At 58.0% G+C, this 20038-nt stretch carries 18 protein-coding genes; 6 read left to right on the top strand and 12 right to left on the bottom strand.

Going from position 1 to position 20038, the window contains the following annotated elements; all coding sequences use genetic code 11:
- Positions 1–2: 2 nt before the first annotated feature.
- From ASD46_RS14270 to ASD46_RS14250, 5 genes are all read right to left on the bottom strand, one after another.
- The gene (locus ASD46_RS14270; protein ID WP_013761854.1) at positions 3–1052 is read right to left on the bottom strand and encodes an SPFH domain-containing protein; all 1050 of its coding nucleotides are present in this window, start codon (positions 1050–1052) and stop codon (positions 3–5) included.
- A 60-nt stretch (positions 1053–1112) separates the two neighbouring features.
- Positions 1113–2147, bottom strand: coding sequence for a ferrochelatase (gene hemH, locus ASD46_RS14265; RefSeq protein WP_025595374.1), 1035 nt, complete (start codon positions 2145–2147; stop codon positions 1113–1115).
- 355 nt (positions 2148–2502) lie between these two features.
- Positions 2503–4434, bottom strand: coding sequence for a 5'-nucleotidase C-terminal domain-containing protein (locus tag ASD46_RS14260; protein WP_025595375.1), 1932 nt, complete (start codon positions 4432–4434; stop codon positions 2503–2505).
- Between the two features lie 217 nt (positions 4435–4651).
- Entirely contained in the window at positions 4652–5026 is a 375-nt protein-coding gene (gene omp10 / locus ASD46_RS14255) for an outer membrane lipoprotein Omp10 (protein WP_003511448.1), read from the bottom strand.
- 148 nt (positions 5027–5174) lie between these two features.
- Entirely contained in the window at positions 5175–6620 is a 1446-nt protein-coding gene (locus ASD46_RS14250) for a homospermidine synthase (protein ID WP_025595376.1), read from the bottom strand.
- Positions 6621–6943: 323 nt separating this feature from the next.
- Between ASD46_RS14250 and ASD46_RS14245 the strand changes: the two genes are divergently transcribed.
- Positions 6944–7852, top strand: a complete 909-nt coding sequence (locus tag ASD46_RS14245; RefSeq protein ID WP_003511446.1) for a sensor domain-containing diguanylate cyclase — start codon at positions 6944–6946, stop codon at positions 7850–7852.
- Here the strand turns inward: ASD46_RS14245 and ASD46_RS14240 are convergent.
- Together ASD46_RS14240 and ASD46_RS14235 are read right to left on the bottom strand one after the other, a co-directional pair.
- A complete protein-coding gene (locus ASD46_RS14240) occupies positions 7849–8484 on the bottom strand; it encodes an aminotransferase class IV family protein (RefSeq protein WP_025595378.1) in 636 nt (211 codons plus the stop codon). The genes ASD46_RS14245 and ASD46_RS14240 overlap by 4 nt on opposite strands.
- A gap of 42 nt (positions 8485–8526) precedes the next feature.
- On the bottom strand, positions 8527–10377 hold the full coding sequence (locus tag ASD46_RS14235) for a M3 family oligoendopeptidase (protein ID WP_025595379.1): 1851 nt from the start codon (positions 10375–10377) through the stop codon (positions 8527–8529).
- 169 nt (positions 10378–10546) lie between these two features.
- Between ASD46_RS14235 and ASD46_RS14230 the strand changes: the two genes are divergently transcribed.
- Both ASD46_RS14230 and ASD46_RS14225 read left to right on the top strand, forming a co-directional pair.
- Positions 10547–12091, top strand: coding sequence for a sigma-54-dependent transcriptional regulator (locus ASD46_RS14230; protein ID WP_003511442.1), 1545 nt, complete (start codon positions 10547–10549; stop codon positions 12089–12091).
- A gap of 176 nt (positions 12092–12267) precedes the next feature.
- Positions 12268–14175: a DUF882 domain-containing protein gene (locus ASD46_RS14225; protein ID WP_019564917.1), complete on the top strand. Its 1908-nt coding sequence runs from the start codon at positions 12268–12270 to the stop codon at positions 14173–14175.
- A gap of 85 nt (positions 14176–14260) precedes the next feature.
- Here the strand turns inward: ASD46_RS14225 and pyk are convergent, their stop codons facing one another.
- Entirely contained in the window at positions 14261–15700 is a 1440-nt protein-coding gene (gene pyk, locus ASD46_RS14220) for a pyruvate kinase (protein WP_003511440.1), read from the bottom strand.
- Positions 15700–16104, bottom strand: a complete 405-nt coding sequence (locus ASD46_RS14215; protein ID WP_370647635.1) for a DUF1036 domain-containing protein — start codon at positions 16102–16104, stop codon at positions 15700–15702. The genes pyk and ASD46_RS14215 overlap by 1 nt, the downstream gene beginning before the upstream one ends.
- 273 nt (positions 16105–16377) lie before the next feature.
- On the opposite strand from ASD46_RS14215, the gene ASD46_RS14210 reads away from it, so the two are divergent.
- From ASD46_RS14210 to ASD46_RS14200, 3 genes are all read left to right on the top strand, one after another.
- On the top strand, positions 16378–17166 hold the full coding sequence (locus ASD46_RS14210; protein ID WP_035199675.1) for an N-formylglutamate amidohydrolase: 789 nt from the start codon (positions 16378–16380) through the stop codon (positions 17164–17166).
- Positions 17167–17181: 15 nt separating this feature from the next.
- Positions 17182–17487, top strand: coding sequence for a DUF1244 domain-containing protein (locus ASD46_RS14205; protein ID WP_025595382.1), 306 nt, complete (start codon positions 17182–17184; stop codon positions 17485–17487).
- A 151-nt stretch (positions 17488–17638) separates the two neighbouring features.
- On the top strand, positions 17639–17896 hold the full coding sequence (locus ASD46_RS14200) for a DUF2312 domain-containing protein (protein ID WP_006314683.1): 258 nt from the start codon (positions 17639–17641) through the stop codon (positions 17894–17896).
- 69 nt (positions 17897–17965) lie between these two features.
- Here the strand turns inward: ASD46_RS14200 and ASD46_RS14195 are convergent, their stop codons facing one another.
- The 3 genes from ASD46_RS14195 to ASD46_RS14185 all read right to left on the bottom strand — a co-directional run bounded on the left by ASD46_RS14195 (position 17966) and on the right by ASD46_RS14185 (position 20034).
- On the bottom strand, positions 17966–18586 hold the full coding sequence (locus ASD46_RS14195; protein WP_060642484.1) for a tetratricopeptide repeat protein: 621 nt from the start codon (positions 18584–18586) through the stop codon (positions 17966–17968).
- Positions 18587–18686: 100 nt separating this feature from the next.
- Positions 18687–18812 (bottom strand): type B 50S ribosomal protein L36, encoded by a 126-nt coding sequence (ykgO, locus tag ASD46_RS14190; protein WP_003497670.1) that lies wholly within the window; start codon positions 18810–18812, stop codon positions 18687–18689.
- A 139-nt stretch (positions 18813–18951) separates the two neighbouring features.
- The gene (locus ASD46_RS14185; protein WP_060642483.1) at positions 18952–20034 is read right to left on the bottom strand and encodes a 5-(carboxyamino)imidazole ribonucleotide synthase; all 1083 of its coding nucleotides are present in this window, start codon (positions 20032–20034) and stop codon (positions 18952–18954) included.
- Positions 20035–20038: the final 4 nt, after the last annotated feature.

Below are 20038 nucleotides of genomic sequence, written 5' to 3'. Positions count from 1 at the left end.
CGTCACTTCTCCGATGAAGAGCCGAAGGGATTACCGGGAATTGTCACGTTGATGGCCTGGGCCGAAGGCCGCGATGGCGGCACCGAGCGGGAAGATGCGGGGACGGCGGGCGCCGTCGGTGCATCGCCCTTGTCGCCGAAAACGTCACGGGCGATTGCCCCTATGCCGCCGAGCGAGCCGATCAACGCAGAAGCCTCCATCGGCATCAACACGATTTTCGAGTTTTTAGCGGTACCGATACTGGAGAGCGCTTCGGTATATTTCTGGGCAACGAAGTAATTGATCGCGTGGACATTGCCGGCAGCGATGGCTTCCGACACCATGCGGGTGGCGTTGGCTTCAGCCTCGGCCAGACGCTCGCGGGCCTCGGCATCGCGGAACGCCGCTTCGCGCTGGCCTTCCGCCTCGAGAATGGCAGATTGTTTTGCGCCCTCTGCGCGCAGAATCTGAGCATTGCGGGCGCCCTCGGCCTCCAGCACCTGCGCGCGTTTTTCACGCTCTGCCTTCATCTGCCTTGCCATGGAATCGACGAGATCTTTCGGCGGCGCGATATCTTTGATCTCGATGCGCGTAACCTTGATACCCCATGGTCCCACCGCCTCGTCCACCACGCGCAGCAGGCGATCGTTGATGGCATCACGGTTTGACAATAACTCATCGAGATCCATCGAGCCCATTACCGAGCGGATGTTGGTCATGGTGAGGTTTTCAATCGCCATTTCCAGATTGGTGATCTGGTAAGCGGCCTGTGCGGCATTGAGGACCTGATAGAAAGTGACGGCATCAGCTGAGACACTGGCATTATCGCGGGTGATAACTTCCTGTGTCGGTATATGCAGAACCTGCTCCATCACATTCATCTTAGAACCGATGCTCTCGAAGAACGGTACGATGAGGTTGAGGCCCGGCTCGAGTGTGCGGGTGTAGCGCCCGAACCGTTCAACCGTGTAGCGATGTCCCTGCGGTACGGTCTTGATGCCGGCAAAGAGCACCAGAATGACCAAAACAACCGCCGCTATGACGACGATATCGAAACCGCCCAATGCAATCATCACTTCTTCCTCCAGCACCACAACCTTTTGGGATCTTACACCCGCATCGTTATGGCAAGATTACACCCAACCTTGCAACTCTTGTCGTACAACCTTTTCGAGAACTGTCATACCCTCGACGCTGTCGTTGAGACACGGGATGTGGGTGAATTTCTCGCCGCCATGATGCAGGAAGATTTCTCCGGCCTCACCGGCAATTTCCTCCAGCGTTTCAAGACAATCCGATACGAAACCGGGGTTCATGACGGCGATGCGCTTGATGCCCTCGGATGCCAGCTTTTCCATGGTCTTGTCGGTATAGGGCTGCAGCCATTCTTCTGGCCCAAAACGCGACTGGAAGGTGATCATGAAGTTCTTCTCGGTCCGTCCCAGCGCTTCCTTCAGCAGACGGGCGGTCTTCTGGCAGTGGCAATAATAGGGATCGCCCTTCCTGAAGTAGGATTGCGGAATGCCGTGGAAGGAGGTGATCAGCATCTCCGGTTCCCAGTCCAGCGTTGCCAGATGGTTTTTGACGGAGGCGGCAAGCCCCTCGATATAGGCAGGATCGTCATGATAGGGCGGAACGGTCCGGATGGCGGGCTGCCAGCGCAGCTTCATCAGATGTTCGAAAGCCTTGTCGTTCACCGTTGCCGTGGTCGATGCGGCATATTGCGGATAGAGCGGGAATAGCAGGATTTTCTCGCATCCCTGCTCCTTCAGCGCGTCGATTTTCGAGGCGATGGAAGGCTGGCCGTAGCGCATGGCCCAGTCAACGACGACATTCGGCAAATCCTTCAGCGCCTGTGCCATCAGTTCGCCTTGGCTGCGGGTATAGGTGCGCAGATAGCTTTCGTTGCGATCGCGGTTCCAGATTGCCTCATAGGCCTTGCCGACCTTCTGCGGGCGCTTGTTGAGGACGATGCCGTACAGGATCGGATACCAGTAGAGGCGCGACCATTCGATCACGCGTTTGTCGCTCAGAAATTCCGCCAGATAACGGCGCATCGGCCAATAGTCCGTACCATCCGGCGTGCCAAGATTGACAAGCAGAACGCCGACCTTGCCAAATCTTACGCGGGGATGGTCTACAGGAAGTGCGGATAATTCTGTCGTCATGAATGACACCCTGAACTCGTACTGGTTGCGTGAGAACGTTTCCGTTTGGGATAAAGGGCGGAAACGCTCCATTTTTTGTTTTTATACATGGCCGGACGCAAACCGTGACGCGGTTTTGCCGGAAATGCTCAAGCTATATGCTCGTGCCGTCAATTTGTTCACGTGTTCTAGACGAAATTTGTAAGGATTGAACCACCTGCGGAGGTGATTTCCGAGGTGCGGTAACGGACGCATTGTCTTTTGATAAAACGCAGCCTGTAATGATCTGTTTTTAAAGGGAAAATAAGAAGCCGGCCTCATGGTGCGAGGCCGGCTTCCCGTCTGCGGCAAATTGCCCTGTCTGTGTGTTCGCGGCTTATTGAGCCGGAACCTCCAGTTCCTCGCCGATCTCGATATGGTTCGGATGCTTCAGCGTGTTTGCCTTGGCAATCCTGGTCCAAAGGGCACCGTCGCCATACTTCTCCGCCGCGATCTTCCAGAGCGAATCGCCCTTTGCGACGACATATTTGCTGGCGGCAGCCGCGGCCGCTGCCGGCGTGGTGGTGGCAGGTGCAGTCGCAGCAGGTGCTGCGGGAGCCGGGGCTGGTGTGGCGGCCGGAGCGGTTGCAGTTGCCGCCGGTGCTGTTGCGGCAGGCGCTGGTGCAGCGGGCTTTGCCGGAGCTACATAACCGGCAGGCGTCACTTCGGTGATGCGGCCGTCCGTGAAGGGCTTATAGGGGCTGTTGGCCGTAATATAGGCAGCTACAGCCTCTTCGAGGTTGGGGCCGAAGTCATAGGCGTTGATCGCCTTGGTCGCGAATACCTTGAAGCCATCGCCGCCGGTGCGAACGTAATTATTCGCCGCAACAGTGTAGGTCTTTGCCGGGTCGAGAGGCACGAAAGCGTCGCCCTCCTTGACCTCGACCGCAGTAACACGGTTGCCGGCCGGCTTGGAGCGGTCGAAGGAATATTTCATGCCTGAAACCTGCATGAAACGACCTGCGCCATCGTCGATCTGGCTGACGCCGTTTTCGAGGGCAGCGCGAATATCCTCGCCCTTCAGCTGGAAAGTTGCGACCGTGTTCTGGAACGGCAGAACCGTCAGGACTTCGCCCATCGAGACATCACCGCTATCGATGGAGGAGCGCAGGCCACCGCTATTTGCGAAAGCGATGGTGACGCCCTGATCCTTGACGCGGGCAAGGGTCGCATCCGCTACCAGATTACCCATGGAGCATTCTTTGACGCGGCAAACCTTGCGATCACCTTCGATCGGGCCTTCCGAAGTGCCGACGACCTTCGATTTCAGCGCTTCGATCGGTGCTTTCAGTTCATCGATACGCTTGAGCGTTGCTTCGTCGGGTTTGAAGGATGAATCGATCAGGATCGGATCGCCCTTGCTTTCCTTGACCACGCCGCTGTCATCGAAGACGACGCGCAGGTCACCCAGATATTTACTGTATTGCCCTGCCTGAACGACCGGAACCTTGTAGCCGCCGGGATTGTCGACGAGTGTCGGATAAGGCCCTTCGGCCTTCTGGTCGGTGTTGGAGAGCAACGTATGCGAGTGGCCGCCGACAACGACGTCCACATCCGGGATTTTCGCGATAAATTCGAGGTCGCGTGGATATCCGACATGGGTCAGGGCAATGATCTTGTTGACACCCTCGCCTTTCAGCTTCTGCACCTGTTCGCTGATTTTCGCGACATCTTCCGCAATGGTGATGTTGGGGCCGGGGGTCGCAAGTTCCGCCGTGTCGTTGGCGACAGCGCCGACAATGCCGATTTTCTGGCCGCCGACTTCAAGGACGATGGACGGCTTGACGCGATCGCCGATTTTCGAGGCGGCGCTGGCAACCACATTGGCGGTCACGACCGGAAACTGAACCTTGTCGAGGAAGCCCGCAAGCCCGTCTTCGCTATCGTCGAATTCATGGTTGCCGACGGTCATGGCGTCGAACTTCATGGCGTTCAGCACTTCGGCTTCAACGGTACCCTTGTAGGTGGTGTAGAACAGCGAGCCTTGAAAATTGTCGCCGGCATTGAGCAGGAGAACGTTCTTGCCTTGAGCCTTGAGCGCGTCCCTTGTCTGGTTGATTGCGGTCAAGAGGCGCGCGGCGCCGCCAAAGCATTCGTTTTTGCCTTCCTCTTCCGCCGAGCAGGTCGAGTCGAACTTATTGATCGATTCGATACGGGAGTGAAAATCGTTAATGTGAAGAATGTTGAGTTCGTAATCGGCCAGAGCCGCTCCGGCTGAAAGCGTTATCGCGGAAACGCTCAGCATACTCAGTCTCAAAATTTTCTTCATGGTCCCTCTCTCCTGTTCAAAGCGGAAGCCCTAGCCGGTCGATCATCATCAGGCCGTGCTCGTTCTCTAGTCTGAAAGTATGTCAGTCTTTCAAAGCGCGATGTTTCCATTTAGCGGCAGCTGCCGCAAGCGGAAATTGTGACAGTGGCGCAATAAAGCAAAACGCACGCTTGAGGCGTGCGTTTTAAAAGCTCATACCATTGAAAAGTCTGTGTTATCAGCCCTGACGAGTCAGCGAGAACTGGCTGTTGCTGTCTGTCGTGCAATTCAGTTGTGACGGGGAGACGAGCGCGCAGTTGACGCGCGATTGCGTGTTGCGCACCAACGACGTCATGTTGATTTCATAGAGCGTCGGCGAAATCGTGACATAGGTGCCTGATGCCAGAAGCGTGTTGGTATCGGTAGAACGGGTGGAGAAAGCACCGTTCTGGAATGTCGATACGATACCGTTGCGGTCGATCCAGCGGCCATCCACGGCCGGGCCGCGGGCAAGCGAGGGTGCCATCGACGTCTGCTGGGAGGGACCCGGCGCAACGCATGAAGACACCGCGATTGCGGCACAAAGCAAAGCAGCGCTTGTCTTGAAGTTCATGAGCCTGTTCTCCTGCGATTCGATGAAACCCTGATGTTTCGACCATGCCGTGAAGCGTTATTTATTTCAAGGCAACGTTGTTTGCTCTCCCGGGTTCCTGACATCCGTCATGAAAACACCCGCGTGACAAATATGAGACGCCATGCCCTCAGCGCACGAGGATGTTGCGGAACTGCCAGGGATCCGAGGTGTCGATATTGTCTGGAAACAGTCCCGGGCGACCGTCGAGCGGCGTCCAGTCCGTGTAATGTCCTTCGACCGGTCCAAGATAGGGACGCTGCACCTCAAGGCAACGGCGATAATCCATTTCATCCGCCTCGACGATGCCGGCCTGCGGATTTTCAAGCGCCCAAACCATTCCGGCCAGTACCGCGGAGCTGACCTGCAATCCGGTCGCGTTCTGGCTGGGGGCGAGCGCCCGTGCCTCCTGCAAGGTTAGCCGCGAGCCATACCAATAGGCATTTTTGTCATGGCCGTAGAGAAGAACACCCAGCTCGTCGGCACCATCGACAAGCTCGTCTTCGCCAAGCACATGCTGGATCGGCTGCGGCGTGCCGCCATTACCGAAAAGTTCGTGCAGGGAAAGGACGGCGTCGTTGCAGGGGTGGTAGGCATAGTGACAGGTGGGCCGGTAGATCAGATCGCCTTCGTCATTGCGGACGGTGAAATAGTCGGAAATCGAGATCGCCTCGTTGTGGGTGACCAGAAATCCATATTGCGGCCCTTGTCCGGGACACCATGTCCGTACCCGCGTATTGGCGCCGGGCTGATCGAGATAGATCGCTGCCTTGCTGCCCTTTTTTTGTTTTTTCGCGTTTTTCGGCATCCAGTTTTCATGCGTTCCCCAGCCGAGTTCGGCGGGCTGAAAACCTTCGGCGATAAAACCCTCGACGGACCAGGTGTTCCAGAATGCGCCGAAGGGCTTGGGATTTTTTGCCCGCTGCGTATCGCGCTCTGCCACATGCACGCCCTTGACGCCGAGCTGCTGCATGAGCTTTGCCCATGCCTGCTGGTCATGCGGTTGCGGCTCTTCGATGTCGAGATCGCTATCCTTGGCGAGATTGACCAGCGCCTGTTTTACGAACCAGGACACCATGCCGGGATTTGCACCGCAGGTGGAAACGGCCGTTGTGCCGCCCGGTTTCCGAGCCTTTTCTTTCAGCATGGTCTCGCGCAGCGAATAATTGGTACGGGAGGCATTGTCGGCGTCGGCATCGAAGTAAAAGCCGGGCCACGGCTCCACTACGGTGTCGATGTAGAGCATGCCATGTTTGCGGCAGAGCCTCATCAGATCGACGGATGCGGCATCGACCGAAAGATTGACGCAGAAGCCCTGACCCTGAACCCCTTTAAGGAGTGGCTTGAGCACCTCCTTGTAGTTTTCTTTGGTCAGATGCGTACGGATATGGCGAATGTTTCTCTCGGCTAGATACGCTGCGATATCCTCGCGCGGGTCGATGACGACGAGCCTGGTCTTGTCGAAGTTGAAATGACGTTCGATCAACGGAAGAGTGCCGCGCCCGATGGAGCCGAAGCCGATCATAATGAGGGGGCCGTCAATATCGCCGTAAATCGGATGGTTTGCGTCCGTCATTCGTCATTTTTCCTTTTTAAGCCAATAAGTAAGCTAGATCATAAAAGCGTGCCACAATAAAGGGCAGGTGCATGACGGACATATGACGGTGGCGCAAGCCCGGGATGCGAAAGTTGTGACGGGCTGGTGTGTGGTGATCCCGTTCTGCGCGGTTGCGATCCGGCGAGATTGAAGTCGAGACCTTCCGACCGCATTCTTCCCCTTCGCATTTTAGAGACTACGTTTATAATCAAGTTCTTCTTTTCGTGTATATGTCCTAGGGCTTGGGGGCTTTTGCAAGATGACGAAAAGGGGGCTTTTCGTCATCACAGGAGTGTTGCCTGTTGAATAGTCTTATTGAGCGTGTCGCAGCGCTTCAGAGCGCCACCCCCGTTCTTATTGCACTTTACGATTCCGAAGACCGGTTGCGGCATGCCAACCCGTCGTTTCGGCAGAGCTTTCAGCTTGCCGACGATGATTTTTCGACCTGGGCGGAAATCATGCGCTTGAACCACCGTCTGCGAACCGGCGTGGTCGTCAGAAACAGCGATTTCGAGGGCTGGCTTTTGTCGGCGCAGTCCCGGCGCGGCAAGCTGCCGTATCGTGCCTTCGAGATGGACATGTATGACGGCCGCTGGTTCTGGATGACGGAGACGGTGCAGCAGGATGGCTGGATGCTGTGTGTCGCAAGCGATGTCACCGAATTGCGCCAGGGCTACAGAACCCTGCGGCAGGACCGGGATCTGGCGGTGCGCGCCTCGCAGACCGACGAATTGACGGGAACGGCGAACCGGCGTTTTGTTTTTGCCAAACTCGCGCTGCAGGTGGAGCGGGTCGGCAAGGGGCTTGAAGCGCCCTTTTGCCTTTGCACGCTCGACATCGACTTTTTCAAGCACATCAACGATCGTTTCGGCCACAAATGCGGCGATGCGGTGCTGCGCGATTTTGTCGGAATCGCCCATTCCGTCGTCCGGCGGGTGGATTGTTTTGGGAGGATCGGCGGTGAGGAATTCATGCTCATCCTGCCGCGCAGTTCGGTTGTTGAGAGCCGGGAGATCGTCGAGCGGCTACTGCAAAAGGTGCGTCTTTCCAGACCTCTGGCCGAGTTTCCGGATTTTTCCTATAGCTGTTCCGCTGGAATGACGACCTATCGGATGGCAGAAAGTGCCGACGATGTTTTCATGCGCGCCGATCAGGCGCTTTACGCTGCCAAGGAAAAGGGCCGCGACCGGCTTTTGGCGGTGACGGTTTAGACCAGCTCCGCCGCAATCAGCCCATGCAGCGAATTTCCCACGAACAGCCGTCGACCGGCAATATCCTCCGGCTTCAATGCCTGCCCGCGTGCCTTGCGCTGGCGGATGAGATCGGCACGCAGGACGCCCGGCAGAATGCCGCTGTCGAGCGGCGGCGTCAGCAATTGCCCGTCCGACATTTCGACGAAGATGCTGGTCGATGATCCCTCGCACAACTCGCCGCGCTCGTTGAGCAGCAGAACCTCGTCTGCATCCCCGGCTGAAAATTCGGCGCGGGCGGCATCATAGGGTTCCCGGCGCGATGATTTGTGGCGATAGAAGGTGTCGGTGGAATCAAGCCTGGTTTGCGTCGCGATGCGGATCCGCCAGACGGTTCCCTCCTGCAACGGCCGAAAGTCGGCCGTTTCGATATCGAGCTCACCCTTGTAGTTCATGACCAGCTTCACGCAGAGCGGACTTTCGCCGCCCACCTTCTTCTCCAGTACCTGAACCGCGTTGGCCGGTGCTCGGAAACCGAGCGCATCGGCTGAGCGCAATAGCCGGCGCATATGCTGGTCAATGCGCTGAAAGCCCGATTGCGGCTCCCAGCGCAGCGTTTCTCTCAAGGTCAGATCGGCGGGTTTGCGTTTCATTGCCTTTGCTCGTCGCCTGTCATCGGTATTTTTCGGAGCCAGTCAGGCCTGTTTGCTGTCAAGCGCTTCCAGTTCGTCGATCAGCCCTTCGATCATGGCAAGACCCTTGTCCCAGAAGGAAGGGTCTGTCGCATCGAGGCCGAATGGTTTCAGAAGTTCCGAATGGTGCTTGGTGCCGCCTGCTTTCAAAAGCTCGAAATATTTCTCCTGAAAGCCGGTCTCGGCCTTCTGGTAAACGGCATACAGCGAGTTCACCAGGCAATCACCGAAGGCATAGGCATAAACATAGAAGGGAGAGTGGATGAAATGGGGGATGTAGGTCCACCAGGTCTCATACCCTTCGGAAATCTTGATCGCCGGGCCGAGGCTCTCGGCCTGAATGGAAAGCCACAATTCACCGATCTGTTCGGAGGTCAACTCACCCTGCTTGCGGGCGGTGTGCAGCTTGCGTTCGAATTCATAAAACGCGATCTGTCGCACGACCGTGTTGATCATGTCCTCGACCTTGCGGGCGAGCATGGCCTTGCGTTCCCTGACGTCCTTCGTGTCGTCAAGCAATTTGCGGAAGGTCAGCATTTCTCCGAAAACGGAGGCAGTTTCGGCAAGCGTCAGCGGCGTCGCGCACATCAGCGCGCCTTGGTCGCCGGCCAGCACCTGGTGCACGCCGTGGCCAAGCTCATGAGCAAGCGTCATCACGTCGCGCGGTTTGCCGAGATAGTTGACGAGGACATAAGGATGGGCCGAAGGCACGGTCGGATGCGCGAAGGCGCCCGGCGCCTTGCCGGGCCGGGCGGGGGCGTCGATCCATTGCTCATCGAAGAAACGGCGGGCGATATCGGCCATCTCCGGCGCAAAATCGCCATAGGCGGACAGCACGGTGTCCTTCGCCTCATCCCATGGAATGATCGTATTCGATGTATCGGGAAGCGGCGCGTTGCGGTCCCAGTAGTTCATCTGTTCCATGCCGAGCCATTTCGCCTTCATGGCGTAATAACGATGCGAAAGGCGCGGATAGGCATTTTTCACGGCGGCAGCCAGAGCGTCTACTACCTCGCGCTCCACACGGTTTGCCAGATGGCGGCTGTCGGCGATGTCTTCGAACTTGCGCCAGCGGTCGGAAATATCCTTGTCCTTGGCCAGTGTGTTGGTGATGAGGGTGAAGACCCGCAGATTATTGGTGAAGGTGGTGCTGAGCGCCTGTGCTGCCTTCTTGCGAGTTTCCGGCTCAGGCTCCTGAAGCATATTGAGCGTTACTTCCAGCGAAAGGCTTGCGCCGTCTATATCGAAGCGCAGGTCGGCCATCGTCTCATCGAACAGGCGGTTGAAGGCGCTGGCACTCGTCATCGATTTTTCGAGGAATAGCTGTTCGAGCTGGTCATCGAGCTGGTGCGGCTTGTCCTTGCGCAAATCCACCAGCCACGGACTGTAGTGCCCAGCTAAGGCATCGTTTGCCATGCAGGCATCCATTACGGCGTCGTCGATGCGGTTCAGTTCAAGCGTAAAGAACAGCAGATGTGCGGAAATATCCGTCAGTTTCGCCTGGGCGTCGCCGTAAAGCTTGCCGTTTGCCGGGTTGGAGGTATCTGAAAAATACGTCAGCCCCGCAAAGGAACCGATGCGGCCGATAAGATCGTCCAGCGCTTCATATTCCTTGAGAGCAGCGCCGATGCCGTTGGCGCCCGTCGCCTTTGCGGCGTCTTCAAGCTTGCCCTTCCATTTATCCTCGAAAGCCGCCGCCAGCGTCGCCGCCTTCTCAATGTCGCCCTTGTATTCCGGCGAATCGCCCGAGGGATAGAGATCCGAGAGTTTCCAGCCGGGCAGGTCGCCAAGGGCAGGGCCGGAGGTTTCGGCAAGCGAAAATACGGGGTGCGGTGTTGGGCGATTGAGGGTCATCGAACGCGTCCTTGTCGTTATGCCTGCGCAGCATATGGGGCCTTTGTTTCCCGCAGCAATGGATAAAATGCAAGCAAATCTCAAAACTGGATGTTCAAATCTCCTGTGCCAGAGTGCGCCACAAGGGACCGCATGACGCAGGTCCATAAACCGGAAACCGGAGCCAAAAATGACCGCGCATGTTCTCGTGATAGACGATGATCCCGTCCAGCGCCGCCTGCTCAAAAATGCGGTGGAACGTTATGGGCATCTGGCCTTGCTTGCAGAAAACGGCAGGGCGGGGCTGGAGCTGCTCAAGCAATATAGCGGCGAGATCAATGTTGTCGTCCTCGACCTGATGATGCCGGAAATGGATGGCCTCGCCTTCCTGAAAGCCGTTGGCGAACTCGGCACCGACGTCCCGGTCATCGTCCAGACGGGGCAGGGCGGCATCGATACCGTCGTGCAGGCCATGCGCGCCGGCGCCTTCGATTTCGTCGTCAAGCCGGTCTCGCCGGAACGGATCGGCGCCGCCATCTCCAATGCCCTCAAGCTCGACAGGAGAGAGGCAAAGGCCCGCACGGGCAGGCGCGGACGGAGCAATGCCGTGAATTTTACTGATATCGTTTCCGCAAGCCCGGCCATGCTGAGGGTGATAGAACTGGCGCAGCGCGCCGCCCAGTCCAGCATTCCCGTGGTGCTGGAAGGCGAATCCGGCGTCGGCAAGGAAATGGTCGCCCGTGCAATCCAGTCGGCTGGCGACAGGGCGAACAAACCATTCATCACCGTCAATTGCGGCGCTATCCCGCACAATCTGGTGGAGAGTATTCTTTTCGGTCACGAGAAGGGCGCTTTTACCGGTGCCACGGAAAAACACGTTGGCAAGTTCATGGAAGCGGATGGCGGAACGCTGTTCCTCGATGAAATCGGTGATCTGCCGCTCGACGTGCAGGTAAAGCTACTGCGGGCAGTTCAGCAGGGCGAAATCGAAACTGTCGGTTCCGCGCGTGTGCAGAAGGTGAATGTCCGCCTGATTTCCGCCACCAACAAGAATCTCATCGAAGAGGTGAAGGAAGGCCGCTTCCGCGAGGACCTGTATTATCGCCTCAACGTCTTTCCTATCACCATTCCGGCGTTGCGCCGGCGCAAGGAGGATATTCCCCATCTGGCACGGGTGTTCGCGGAGCGTTTTTCGGTGGAACAGAAATTGCCAAATCCCGTCGGCCTCGATGCCAGCGCGCTGGCATTGCTAACGGCCTATGACTGGCCGGGCAATATCCGCCAGCTTGAAAATGCGGTCTTCCGCGCCGTCGTGCTGTCGCAGGGCGAGGAACTGGCGGATTCCGATTTTCCGCAAATCGCGCTGCAATTGCCGGAATTCGCAGGTGGGGACGATGCGGGTGAGTCGATCCGGTCGCCGTCTGGATCGTCGCTGAAACTCGCCGCCTATTCTCCGCCGCCACCGGCCGCCGAAAGTCACGCCATTCTGGATGAGGCGTCAGATATTTCCACCACGATATACCGGGGAGGAAACTTGATCTCCAGCATGGACGACTCAGGCAATATCAGGAAGCTGGCCGAGATCGAAGAGGAGCTTATCCGTTTTGCCCTTCGTTTTTATCGCGGGCAGATGAGTCAGGTCGCAAGGAAACTTGGTATCGGCCGCTCGACGCTTTATCGCAAGCTGAAGGATTATGGCATTGATCCGGACGATCCGTTGCGCGATGCGGCCTGATTGCACAAACCGCCTGTTCGACGGCAGATAGCAAGATTCGTTAACTTCTGAGCAAGGATATCCGCTTACCGTCTATAAACCTCTTGTTAGTGGCTGATTCACTATATAGAGGAAGGTTGCATCTGTGTGGCAATTTTGCCATCGTGTCACCGTATTTGACGTTCATTTGAGGCAATGTGACAGAAATTGTCTTCCAGGCGGGGATCGAATTGCCATATCTGCATCGAAATATCGCGCTGTCGACCAAGATCGCGCGCGGCTTGATCAAGGATATATGCACGAAGCTGTCGGCACGCGCTGTCACCTTTGCCTGCTTGATGCTCGCCGCAATGCCATTCGCAGGTGTCTCGGCGACGGAAGCTTTCGCCGAAACGCGCAGTCTCAAACTGTATTATATCCATACACGCGAGAAGGCGGTCATAACCTTCAAGCGCAACGGAAAATACGACCAGAAGGGTCTGCAAGAGCTGAACCGCTTTTTGCGTGACTGGCGTCGTAACCAGCCGACGCGGATGGACCCGCGTCTTTTCGATCTTGTCTGGGAAGTCTACCGCCGCAGTGGCGCGACCGATTACATCAACGTCGTTTCGGCCTTCCGTTCGCCTGAGACTAACGGCCTCCTGCGCACGCGCACCAAGGGCGTGGCGGAAAAAAGCCAGCATATGCTCGGCAAGGCCATGGATTTTTACATTCCGGGCGTGAAGCTTTCCACACTGCGCGAAATCGGCATGCAGATGCAGATTGGCGGCGTAGGTTTCTACCCGACCTCGGGTTCTCCCTTCGTGCACATGGATGTCGGCGGCGTTCGTGCCTGGCCGCGCATGAGCCGTCAGGAACTCGTGCGTATCTTCCCCAAGGGCAATACGCTGCACGTTCCTTCCGACGGCAATCCGCTTCCCGGTTATGAACAGGCCTTGGCTGACTACAAGAAGCGCGTCAATTCCTCTTCCATTCAGGTTGCTTCCAGCGCCGGTGCCGGCCCTGCGTCCTCCGGTGGTGGCGGCAAGCGCAAGACACTGTTGCAGGCGCTCTTTGGCGGAGGCGACGAGGATGAAGATCCCGATAGCATCGCAACGCCGCAGCCCGCAGAACGTCCGGCTGTCGCTCGCCCTGCAACGCCACCGCCTGCTGCACCTGAGCCAGAACCGACGATCGCCGTTGCTTCCGCCCAACCGCTTCCCGGTGTGAGCACTGCGCCGCTGCCCATTGCACGTCCAGCTTTCGGCAACCAGCCTCCGGCCAATACGGGCCTTGCCACCGCGCTTTATTCTCCGGCCCGTAATGCGGCGCAGGATGCCCTCCAGGCTGCGACAACGCCGACGCCGACCTCTGCTCCGGCCGAGCGTCAGCAGTTTGCCGATCTGGCTGAGGTATCCGTGCCTGTGCCGACGCTTCTTGGGCCGCGTGGCATGCGTGGCGATGCTGAAGGATCGATCCTGACCGCATCCGCAGATGGTGCGACACCCGCAGCGAGTGGCGAACTTGCGTCTATTCCGGTGCCGGCCAATCGTCCGGCTGTGGCGGAAGCCCTGCTGGCACAGGCCAATGCTGATCCGGAAGGCGACGAAGATCTCGCCGAAGAGCGGAAAGATACGCTTTCGCCGACTGTGGTTGCTGCTCTGGAACAGAGCGGTCAGGCTGCCCGCTCGCAGATCAATTCCGCTACGGTGCCGACAGCCGCGCCGTTCCCGGCTGCCGTCAACCACAAGGTTACAGTCGCTCCCGCCGAAACGGCGAAGGCTGAGCCAGAGGCAGGTTTCGGTGACGCCTTTGATCTGAAACCCTCCATCAATGGTGGGCTGACGGCCGGCTTGCCGACCAAGGGCTCACGCCCGAGCAGGCAGGATGCCGCCGTTTCCCATCAGGCCATGGTCGGCGGTGGTCGTCTGACGCAGGATCTGATCTCGGACTGGGCGCTCAACCAGAACAAGGGCTCGACCGGCCGTTCGGTGAAGGCGCCGCGCGTCGTCGCCAACCGTATGCTCAGCCACGACATGTCGGCTTCCGCCACATCGGCAAGCTTCAAGCCCGGTGCAGCGGCGATCGAGTCCAGCCGTTTCAGCACGCCGGTGAAGATGCACTGAGCCTCGCTTTCTGCAATGCGGCCGAAAGGCCAACAAAAAACCCGCCGGTGACGGCGGGTTTTTTATTATGCTTGATATCGCGATATCAGACGCCGCTCTGGCCGTCCGAACCGATATAGGCGATGCGCACCATGTTGGTCGCGCCCGGGGTGCCGAGCGGCACGCCGGCGGAGATGATGATGCGGTCGCCCGGCTTGCCGAAACCTTCGGACACGACGATGCGACAAGCGCGGTTCACCATATCGTCCAGATCGCTGGCGTCACCGGTAACCACGCAATGCAGGCCCCAGACGACCGACAGACGGCGTGCGGTCTGGATGATCGGCGAAAGCGCAATGATCGGAACCTGTGGCCGCTCGCGCGCGGCGCGCAGACCCGTTGTGCCGGACGAGGTGTAGGTGACGATCGCGGCGAGCTTCAGCGTTTCGGCAATCTGGCGGGCAGCAAGCGAAATGGCGTCTGCACCCGTCGCTTCCGGCTGTGGGCGCTGCGCGTAGATGATGTTGGAATAATAGGGGTCTTGTTCCACCGTGCTGGCGATGGATGCCATGGTCGATACGGCTTCGATCGGATAATCGCCGGAAGCGGACTCGGCCGAGAGCATGATGGCGTCGGCGCCTTCGAATACGGCAGTCGCAACGTCCGAAACTTCCGCACGGGTCGGAACCGGAGCTGTGATCATCGATTCCAGCATCTGCGTGGCAACGACAACCGGCTTGCCGGCACGACGGCAGGCGCGGGTCAGCTGTTTCTGGATGCCCGGAACGGCTTCCAGCGGCATTTCCACGCCGAGATCGCCGCGTGCGACCATCAATGCGTCGGAAAGCTCGATGATTTCTTCGATGCGCTCAATAGCCTGCGGCTTCTCGATCTTGGACATCAGGCCAACGCGACCGCGCGAAATCTTGCGCACTTCGGCCAGGTCTTCCGGGCGCTGAACGAAGGAAAGAGCAACCCAGTCCACTTCGTTGGTTGCGAGAACGGCGTCGAGGTCGACGCGGTCCTTGTCGGTCAGAACGCCGACGCCGAGCAAGGTGTCGGGCAGGCTAATGCCCTTGCGGTCGGAAATCCGGGTGCCCGAAACAACAGTGGTGACGATGCTCTTGCCGTCGCTCTTCTCAGCGCGCAGATGCAGCTTGCCGTCATCGATCAGCAGGCGGTGGCCAGGCTTGACCGCTTCGAGAATTTCAGGATGCGGCAGGAAAACGCGGGTGTTGTCGCCGGGCGTATCGTTATTGTCCAGCGTAAACGTCTGGCCGGGAACGAGATCAACCTTGGTTTCGGCAAATTTACCGACGCGCAGCTTGGGACCCTGCAAGTCGGCCAGAATGCCGATGGGACGGCCGTTACGGCTTTCGACGGAGCGAATACGCTCAATCAGCGTCCGCATCACGTCGTGGCTCGCATGGCTCATGTTGATGCGGAAGAGATCGGCGCCGGCGAGATGCAGCTTTTCGATCATTGCCTCGTCGGAAGAGGCGGGGCCGAGAGTTGCAAGAATTTTGACTTTGCGGTTACGCTTCATCAGTTTTGATTTCCCTGTGTGCCTGGCGTATCGGAAAGCTGGACCATCCAGCTGCCCTGTCTGCCCGTGTCATATTCCTTGAAACCCATTCTCTGGAAGCTGCGGGCATAACAATCGTCTACGCCGGCGATTTTGAACTCGTTTTCCGCCACGCACATGTTGACGTCACCGGTCCAACGGCCGCCGTGAGCGGCGTCCTCGGCATAAAGATAATAATAACGCGACTGCAACTCACCCTCTATCAGCGTTGCGCAGGTGGAGGAGGGGACCTGCCACCAACCTTCACTGACCCAGCCGTCCTGCGCCCGGTAGCCGATTGCGACCCCCACGAGGTTTTGCGTGCTGTTGCAGACGCGGAAATCCGCATGCGCGGCCTCCACGAAGACAAACGGGGTCAGAAACAATGCCGCTGCGGAGAAAAGACGGGCAAGATGCCGAAAGTGGCGAGGAAGAGCGAGAGATGACTGAGTCACGGCTTCCATCCGGATTCCATGGTTATAATGAACACACTTCTTGGCGTGGCCGCCAAAGAAAGTCAACGCGAGTTTAATCGATTATATTGTTCGTGGGATCGTGAGTGCGATAAGGTAGATGGCTGTTCTGTCGCCGAAACTTGCGCCCGGCCTCAAGCCATGCCATCAAGCTTTTCTCCTCAATCCTGCCCCAGAAAATTATCGATGAACGACTTCATACCCTATGAAATCATAGAAGGCGATTATGACAAAGGCATGGTTCTTCTGGCGGACCATGCCATGAACCTCCTGCCGGCACACTACGGCAAACTTGGTCTTCCGCAAACCGCTTTTCATCGTCACATCGCATTTGATATCGGCATTGAAGGGCTGACGCGCTCTCTTGCGGCCCGCCTCGGCGTGCCGGCCGTGCTTGGACGATTTTCGCGCCTCCTGATCGACCCCAATCGCGGCGAGGACGATCCGACCCTTATCATGAAGATTTCGGACGGGGCGATCATCCCCGGCAACCACCCGATTTCGGATGATGAATGGCAAAGACGGATCGAGTTTTTTCATCGTCCCTATCACAATGCCGTCGATCGCGTGCTCACCGGTGTAGCGCAGTCGTCGGGGGAAGCGCCGCTTGTTCTGTCGCTGCATTCGTACACGCCGTTCTGGAAAGAAACACCGCGGCCCTGGCATGCGGCGGTTCTGTGGGACACGGATAATCGTGCGGTCGATCCGCTTCTGGCGCATCTGCGGGCGACCGGCGACATTCTCGTTGGTGACAACGAACCCTATGACGGGGCGCTGAAGGGCGATACCATGTATCGCCATTGCATGATGAAGGGCATACCGCATGCGCTTCTTGAAGTTCGGCAGGATTTGATCGCGGATGAGGAAGGGATTGCCGAATGGTCGGACCGGCTCGCTCCCATTTTCGCCGCAATGAACGACGATCCCATTTTGCATGAATATGAGCTGTTCACCTCTCGCACCGGCCCCTACTGAGCCTGGAGCTGCCCCATGACGACACCGAATGACAAACAGCAGATTGAATTCGAGGCCGCCGCATTTCGCCGTCTCGTCGAGCATCTTCGCGAGCGTCACGATGTGCAGAACATCGACCTGATGAATCTCGCGGGCTTTTGCCGGAATTGCCTTTCCAACTGGTATGGGGAAGCCGCTAACGAGGCCGGCGTTGCACTCACCAAGGAGCAATCCCGGGAAATCGTCTACGGAATGCCCTATGAGGAGTGGAAGGAAAAATATCAGGCGGAGGCGAGCAACGCCCAGAAAGCCGCCTTTGAGCAGAACAAGCCAACGGAATAACCCCCGAGCGACGGAAACGACTTGACGTGAGGCCCGTCAGTGGGCAGGTCACAGGCCGGAATTTTTGCTGCCCGGCTGGCGGCGACCGGCGAAGGCTTCGCCTGGATTTAATGAACAAGGCTCACCCGAGCTGCTACCAATGAAGGATGATATGATGGACGAAACGAGCACCACCGAAACCGTCGCCGCCGCCGAACTGCGTCAATTCATCGAGCGCGTCGAGCGTCTCGAAGAGGAAAAGGCCGCCATTCAGGGAGACATCAAGGATGTCATGGGCGAGGCGAAGGGTCGTGGCTACGATACCAAGGCGATCCGCACCATCATCCGCCTGCGCAAGAAGGACGCCAACGAGCGTATCGAGGAAGAAACCATTCTTCAGACCTATATGGCTGCGCTTGGCATGGAATGATCGGTTGACGGTCCCACAATGAAAAATCGCCGCTTTTGCGGCGATTTTTGTTTGGATCGTCTGCGATATTCAGCTGCGAGTGCCAGCCAGCTTTTCAGAAAGGTCAGCGGCCTCTTTGCGGGCGTCCTTGTCCGCGGGATAGAGCGCGAGATAGCGTTCCCAGGCTTTCAGCGCCAGATCGTCACGGCCTGAGGCTTCGAGGATGTTTGCAAGGCTCGCCAATGCCGGAAAATAGCGCGGCTCCTTCTCCAGCGTCAGATTGATATCCGCCATCGCCTTTCGGGTGTCGCCATCCGCAAAATGCACCATGGCGCGGCGATAGGGCGCCTGCATGTAGTCCGGATCGAGTAAAATAGCCTGGTCGAGAAAATCGTAAGCGGCGGCGTTGCGCTTCTCGTCTGCGGCTTCGCCTGCCCACTGCATCAGGAGATTGATTGTCGCGCTGCCGGAATCGTTCCATTCGGAAGCGATCTGGTTGGCAATGCTGCGCGCCTTGACCGCATTCCGCTCTTTTTTCAGCGATGCGAAAAGACTGTCAACTGTCTTTGCAGGTGAAGGCGCAGCCTCCATGGCTGCGGGAGGCTGACCATCTGCCGCATGACCAAGGGACGCCATTCCTGAAAGCAGGAGGCCCGAAAGCAGGAAACCCTGAGCGACGATGATAGCCGTGCAAAAACGATTTGGGCGCATGGGTTAAAGCTTAACCCGACTGCGCCCAATATCAAATGCAAAGTTCTGCACTGTCAACAAAGTGATCCGCGATGTGATCGCGAACCGCAGTGGCACTCAATCAGCCCTGACGAGCCTTGAAGCGCGGGTTCTGCTTGTTGATGATGTAGACGCGGCCCTTGCGGCGAACCAGGCGGTTATCGCGATGACGGGCCTTAAGCGCTTTAAGCGAATTCTTGATTTTCATTTTACTGGTCCGCAGTTTTGCACGGCTTTTACCGTGCTTATTCAAACAATCAAAAGCGCGCAACGGGGCGCGCTCTTTTCGGTTGGCAGGCAAATACCCGTTTGACCCCTGCCTGTCAACACTTCCAGACGTCTTTGCCTTAAAAGACTGAGGCTTTTCCTGTGTGCAAAAGCTCGGTCACGTGGCCCATCTTGCGGCCAGGCCGTGCTTGTGTCTTGCCGTAAAGATGCACGAGACAGTCTTTTTTCGAAAGCCATGCTGGCACATCGTTGATGTCATCGCCGATGAGGTTCGTCATGACGCAATCCGAATGGCGGGCCGTGCTGCCGGGGACAAGACCGGAGACGGCTCGTATATGCTGTTCGAATTGCGAGACCACGCAGGCCGCTTCCGTCCAGTGGCCGGTATTGTGCACGCGCGGCGCCATTTCATTGGCAACGAGCGAACCATCTGGCAGCACGAAAAACTCGATGCCGATCACGCCGACATAGTCGAGCGCAGCCAGAAGCTTTTCCGCCGATTGCACGGCAACCGCCTTCGCCGCATCGGAGAGTGCTGCCGGCACGGTGGATGTATGCAGAATGCCGTTCAGATGAATGTTTTCGGCCGGATCGTAGCAGGTAACGGTGCCATCCCTGAAACGGGCGGCAATGATCGAGATTTCCCGCTCGAAAGCGACGAAGCTTTCGAGGATGAGCGGCACGCCACCGAGTGCTGCGAAGGCGCCTGCGATGTCCTCACCACCCTTGAAAAGCCTCTGGCCCTTGCCGTCATAGCCCATGCGGCGGGTTTTCAGCACACCCTTGCCACCAAAAGCGGCCAATGCCGCCTCCAGTTCTTCCTGATTATCCACGGCGCGGAAATCGGCGGTCGGAATGCCGCAACCGTTGAGGAAGCGTTTCTCCGTCAGCCTATCCTGCGAGGCGCTGAGAGCCTGCGGCGGGGGATAAACGGGAACGGAAGCGCTGAGCGTCTCGGCTGCGGTGACGGGTACGTTCTCGAATTCGTAGGTCACGACATCGCAAAGGCGAGCGAGTTCCGCAAGCGCCGTCTCGTCACCGTATTCCGCGACGATCTGGCTGTTGCAGACCTGCGCCGCCGGACAATCGGCTTGCGGTTCGAGAACGATGGTGCGGTGGTTGAGGCGTGCGGCTGCCATTGCCAGCATGCGGCCAAGCTGCCCGCCGCCGATGATGCCGATGGTGAGATTGTTCGTATTCATCGTC

It is taken from the genome of Rhizobium sp. Root491, assembly GCF_001427205.1.
Lineage (GTDB): Bacteria > Pseudomonadota > Alphaproteobacteria > Rhizobiales > Rhizobiaceae > Agrobacterium > Agrobacterium tumefaciens.
The sequence above is the reverse complement of the archived record's forward strand: the minus strand, read 5'-3'. Positions and strand labels throughout refer to the sequence as shown.